At 44.5% G+C, this 5219-nt stretch carries 3 protein-coding genes; all 3 read right to left on the bottom strand.

Features of this window, described 5'->3' with window-relative positions; all coding sequences use genetic code 11:
* Positions 1-198: 198 nt before the first annotated feature.
* The 3 genes from O9324_RS13400 to O9324_RS13410 all read right to left on the bottom strand — a co-directional run bounded on the left by O9324_RS13400 (position 199) and on the right by O9324_RS13410 (position 5102).
* A complete protein-coding gene (locus O9324_RS13400) occupies positions 199-894 on the bottom strand; it encodes a Uma2 family endonuclease (protein ID WP_288140433.1) in 696 nt (231 codons plus the stop codon).
* Between the two features lie 148 nt (positions 895-1042).
* Positions 1043-4261 carry a type I restriction endonuclease subunit R gene (locus tag O9324_RS13405; protein WP_288140434.1) on the bottom strand — a complete coding sequence of 1073 codons (3219 nt, stop codon included), beginning with the start codon at positions 4259-4261 and terminating at the stop codon, positions 1043-1045.
* Between the two features lie 85 nt (positions 4262-4346).
* Entirely contained in the window at positions 4347-5102 is a 756-nt protein-coding gene (locus tag O9324_RS13410) for a restriction endonuclease subunit S (RefSeq protein WP_287627854.1), read from the bottom strand.
* Between the last annotated feature and the right edge of the window lie 117 nt (positions 5103-5219).

Consider the following 5219-nt stretch of genomic DNA (forward strand, 5'->3'; position numbering starts at 1 on the left):
GTGATACTAAACGTCGGGACATATAAACAGTTATAAGGTTGGTCAGGGTTGACCTGTTAGATTCAGTCAGGGGACTGAAGACCTTACTAGGCGGTTATTTCAGGTATTTCAACCTTATTTCATGCCTAAACGTTTCGCACATCTACTTTCATTGTAGCGAGACTATCTCGATCGATTGATTCGATCGAGCATTTTTTTTTAAATTTCTTCGGGACTAATATTTAATTCCCGCAGTTTTGCCGCCAATCGTTCGGCCCGTTGCCGTTCCGTTTCGGCCCGTTGACTTTCCGTTTCGGCCCGTTGTCGTTCCGTTTCGGCCCGTTGTCGTTCTTGGTTGTAACTGGTGAAAGGTTGACCATCGGGATAATACAAGAGTAACTCCGGTTGAGCTAATTGAAAACGAATGCCCAAGCGAGGACTTACCCAATTATCGAGATTTTCCCGACTTTCGAGCCGATTTTCCCGACGAATACAGCCGCCCAAATCATTTTTATCGGGATTATAAATGTAGTATTCTTCCACACCATAACGGTCATAAAACAGCAGTTTTCTGGTCATTTCCGTTTGGGTATTACCCGGAGAGAGAATTTCAAAAACCACTTGCGGGGGGATATTGTCTTCTTTCCACTGTTGATAGGAACCTCTTTCCCCTTTTGGTCTGCCAAAAGCTACCATCACATCAGGTGCTTGCCGAGTTTTATTATCTCCCTCCACGGGATACCAGAGTAAATCACCGGCAACGAAAACATCGGCATTATTGGCAAATAACCAGTCTAAATTCGCTTTAATCGTCGTAATCCAGCGAAATTGTCTTGTATTGTCGGCCATCGGTTTACCATCGCTATCGGGATAGACGATTGTGGTTTTCGGGCTGTCGTCGAGTTGTCTAACCATTGCTTAACCCTAGAATTTCGTCTTTGCTTCCTTAATAGTATAACTTTACTATAAAAAATCGGAGCAAATATTTAGGGACGGTGATGATTATCAGAGCTAAAATCAGCAACTTCGGAAAAGCGAAATATGGACATGGACAGTCCAGAATCTAGGCAGCCGCGCTGTAATAAGGCGAAGGCAGACTTGGATAAACTCGCAGGATGTGACGGAAGACTTCTTCCGTTTTTTCTTCCACTTCTTCTTCCGTGTAGAGATCGACGGGTAAACCAGTATGATCGCTGTATAGAAAGTTGTGAATAGTAGTTTTAACCTCCGCCCGACTGGATTCTTTATCTAGCCAACGATCGATCTTTAGTTTCTCTTGTTTTAGGGTTTCCAAAAGCCGCGTGGCGATCTGTTTAATTTTTTCAATGTCTTGCGGTGATAGATTCTCTTTGGTTAAAAGGTCGAACAGGGCCAGGGATTCCTCGTCTAATCCCTCGCTAACCGCCCGTTGGGACTCACGATCGAGTTCCTGAATGAATTCTAATAAGGCCTCGAAGGTCTGTTCGATCGCCACCCGATCCTTCTCGAAATTATAATCAGCGATGATCTGCTCGTAATGTTCTTGAAAGTTCGTCCGTTGCAGATTCTGCTCGAGCATTGTTCGGAGACGGTTTTCGATGGCGTTTTTGAGAGTTTGGACGGTGGTATTCTTACGATCGCTATTGGCGAATTCCTGTTTCAGACGCTCGAAGTTGATTTTACTGATGTTGTACAGTGGGGTATCATCGGCCCTCGCTTCGGTGGTTACATCGATCGCCCCGTCGATTACCGATCGCATTTCCAAGAGAATTTCCCCGATGTCTATTTTCTCCCGATCACCTTGAACGCATTTATAGATCAGTTTAATCGTGTCGTGAGCCGGACGGTAGTGATTAACCGATGGCTGATTAAGACAGGCCTTAAAAAGATGGAAGACCTCTTGGGAGAGGAGTTGAAAATTTTGTCGGGCCTGATCACTTCGATTGATCGCTTCCTTCGCGTCGTTAATGGCTTTATTGAAGGCAAAACTAGGTATTTTATATTCGAGGAGTGCGTCTAGGGATGCGTTACTTTCCCCCAAAAAGTCTTTAACTGCCTCGATCGATCGGGCCAATTCATCCAGTAAATTTTCTTGCGGTTTCGTGGGGTCGAGACTAAGATGGTCTTCCCTGCGTCCCTGATCGGAAATTTGGGCGAGATCGGCGAGAGCTTGGCGGAGATTTTTGAGAATTCCGCAGTAATCCACGATTAAACCGTTAGTTTTGCCCTCGTTAACCCGGTTAGCACGAGCGATCGCTTGCATGAGCGTATGAGCTTTCAGGGGTTTATCGAGGTAGAGGGTGGAGAGGGAGGGAACATCGAAACCAGTCAACCACATAGCGCAGACGATGGCGATCCGAAAGGGGTGATCGGCTTGTTTAAAGGCATTTTCTGGGCTGATTCTTTTACCGTCCGCCAGTTCAAAGCCGTTTTTGATTACACTGCGATGGCTGGTAATATCTAACCCGTGTTTCTGGAATTTGTCGATCTCTCCCTGTTCCTCGCTGACGATCACGGCCGTTAGGGTTGCTTCCATCCATTGAATCTGACGCTGACGATAGTTTTCCTCTTGGTCATCGGTAATTTTTTTGAGGTCTTTTTTCAGTTGTTGGATTTTTTCGCTCCAGTAACGATCGATCAGGTTATGCAGCTTGACACAGGTGAGCTTGTCGATACAAATCACCATAGCTTTGCCTGTTTCCCAAGCGGTGCTGTAATGTTCAACGAAATCACGGGCCAGCGCATCCAACCGCTGCGGGGCCGTCAGAATGTAGTAATCCCTTCTTAATTCCCTTTCTAAACGGTCTTCTATCTCGACATTTTCGATCTCTAACTCTTCGATTTTGGCTGCGATCTGTTCGTTGAGGTCGTTGACGGCGATCGAGAGTTTATCACCCCTTGCATCATAGTAGAGGGGAACGGTAGCTTTATCCTCGACCGCTCTCTGGAAGTCGTAGGTGGAGACATAATCCCCGAAATAGCGTTTAGTGATCTCGTCGTTGCTGACTAGAGGGGTGCCGGTAAAACCGATAAAACCAGCGCCAGGAAGTGCAGCCCGGAGGTTGCTGGCCAGGGTTCCGTACTGGGTTCGGTGGGCTTCGTCGCTGATAATGATGATATCGTTTCGGGAGTTGTAGGGTTGGTCGGGATTGACGGTTTGGTTGAATTTCTGGATGAGGGTGAAAATATAGGCTTTATGCTCTCCCAGAAGACTCTGTAACTGTTCGTTACTGGAAGCTCGGCAGAGTTCTTGCTCGTTATTGGTCAATCCGGAACCGGCAAAGGTATAGTAGATCTGTTCGTCTAGATCTGCGCGATCGGTACAGATAACAAAGGTATAGTTTGCGCCTAGTTTACGGCGAATTTTGCGGGTGAAAAAAACCATAGAATAGCTTTTTCCGGAGCCTTGTGTATGCCAGAAAACCCCAAGTTTGTTATCTTTTATCCCACCCTCCCGCCATCTTTTCACAGAATTGATCGCTTGGTTAACCCCCAGAAACTGGTGATTCCGGGCGATAATCTTGCAGGTTTTGCCACTGGAGTTATCGAAAAGGACATAATTTTCCAACAGATCGATAAAGTTATTTTTATCGCAGACTCCTTTTAGCATGGTTTCCATATCGACAATGCCGGGGTCACTCTCGGCCAGGCGTTTCCATGGGTGAAAGTGTTCGTATTTGCCGCAGAAACTACCTATTTTCGCATCTATGCCATTAACTAAAATCGCAAAGGCGTTATAGGCGAATAGATGGGGGATAGTACGGATATACTTCAATAAATTCTCGTCGTAGGCCGCTTTTAGGTCGCGGTTGAGGTTTTTCGCTTCTAGGAAGAGTAGGGGAATGCCGTTAACAAAACCTACCAAATCCGTGCGACAGAGGTAGATTTCCCCCTGTATCCACAGTTCTCGAACCGCTAGAAAATGGTTATTGCTGGGTTGGTCAAAATCAAGGATTTTTAGGGTTTGTCTAATTAGCTCTCCTTTGGCGTTGCGGTAGCTCACCTGTACTCCATCGAGAAGGAGTTGATGTTTCTCTTGATTGGTGACGAGAAGGGTTTGACTAGAGTTGATTTCTTCGATTTGGAGAATGGCAGAATTATAGGCTTCTTCGGGAAGATTGGGGTTAAATTCTCGTAATTTCTGTTTTAGGTAGCGTTTGAGGATAACTTCTTTCTGATTTTGCCGTCCGAGCAGGCTGTTTTCACCGTAATCCTCTTGATTATAAGCATAGACACTCTGCCAACCAAGTTGATCTCGCAGACAGTTGGCGGTGAGTTCTTGTACTTTATCCTCGGTGGTCATAGGGTCGATTGTGCGGGGGAGTGGTTTATTTTATTAATATTGCCAATTTTCAGGGATTTTTACAGGTGCGATCGATCTTTCGCCTCTACACCTCGATCTCTCCATTCATAAGTTTCGGAAGTAGTATGTCACGCGCTTGTTTTAGTTTTTGATTATACCGATCAAGAAAATGAATTTGGGTATAGATCGGATTGGCGAAAGCGAGAAAAAGAGATTTCAATGTACAAGACGGACATAAAACCTTAATTTTATGAATATCATTACGATTCAGAGTAGGAACTGCCGCACCAGCATTATATTGTTCTAAATGTAAATTCTCTAAAAGATGAAGTGCAAATACCGCATCAACTTTAATAAAATCTTTAACATACAGTGTTGTATTAAGCGGCCAGAAATCTTCCGCAATATACATAACTTTGCCTAAAGAACCACTTCGACCTGTCACTATACCCGGTGCTTGAACTTTAGCCTTTTCATGATAACCATTAATACCGGTTGATGCAAAAATAGGATATTGTCCGTGAGTTCTTTTTGCACTAGGAAGATCGAATCCTCTTTGTAAGGTTAGAACCTCACCTAGTTTTAATCTCTCCCACCCTTCAGGAATACCATCGATAATCGGGGTGTGTTCGTGTCCGGGGAAGCGTAAACGGACGAACCATTCCTTGTAAAGTAAGCGGGCTGAACGTTCTAATAACTCGATGCGGCGGCGATTATTTTCGATTAAATCATCATATTTGGAGAGGATATCGGCGATTTTTTGTTGAATGGGAAGGGGTGGAATTTTTACTTTAATTTTTTTTAAAATAGCTTGAGTGGTTCTTCGGTTTGTCTTATGCAATGGACGGGGTTATAAGGAATGAAACCTTTATAGAGACAGACATTGCCGCAATTTTTGTCAATTGTTTGCGATCTGGAGCGAACTAATCAATTAAATCTCTTGCCAGATAAGGATTGA

This window comes from Microcystis sp. LE19-84.1B (assembly GCF_027531875.1).
Classification (GTDB): Bacteria; Cyanobacteriota; Cyanobacteriia; order Cyanobacteriales; family Microcystaceae; genus Microcystis; species Microcystis panniformis.

Bases quoted from the DNA above. Each gene is read 5' to 3' on its own strand.
- O9324_RS13405 (WP_288140434.1), bottom strand. From the start codon at position 4,261: ATGACCACCGAGGATAAAGTACAAGAACTCACCGCCAACTGTCTGCGA.
- O9324_RS13400 (WP_288140433.1), bottom strand. From the start codon at position 894: ATGGTTAGACAACTCGACGACAGCCCGAAAACCACAATCGTCTATCCC.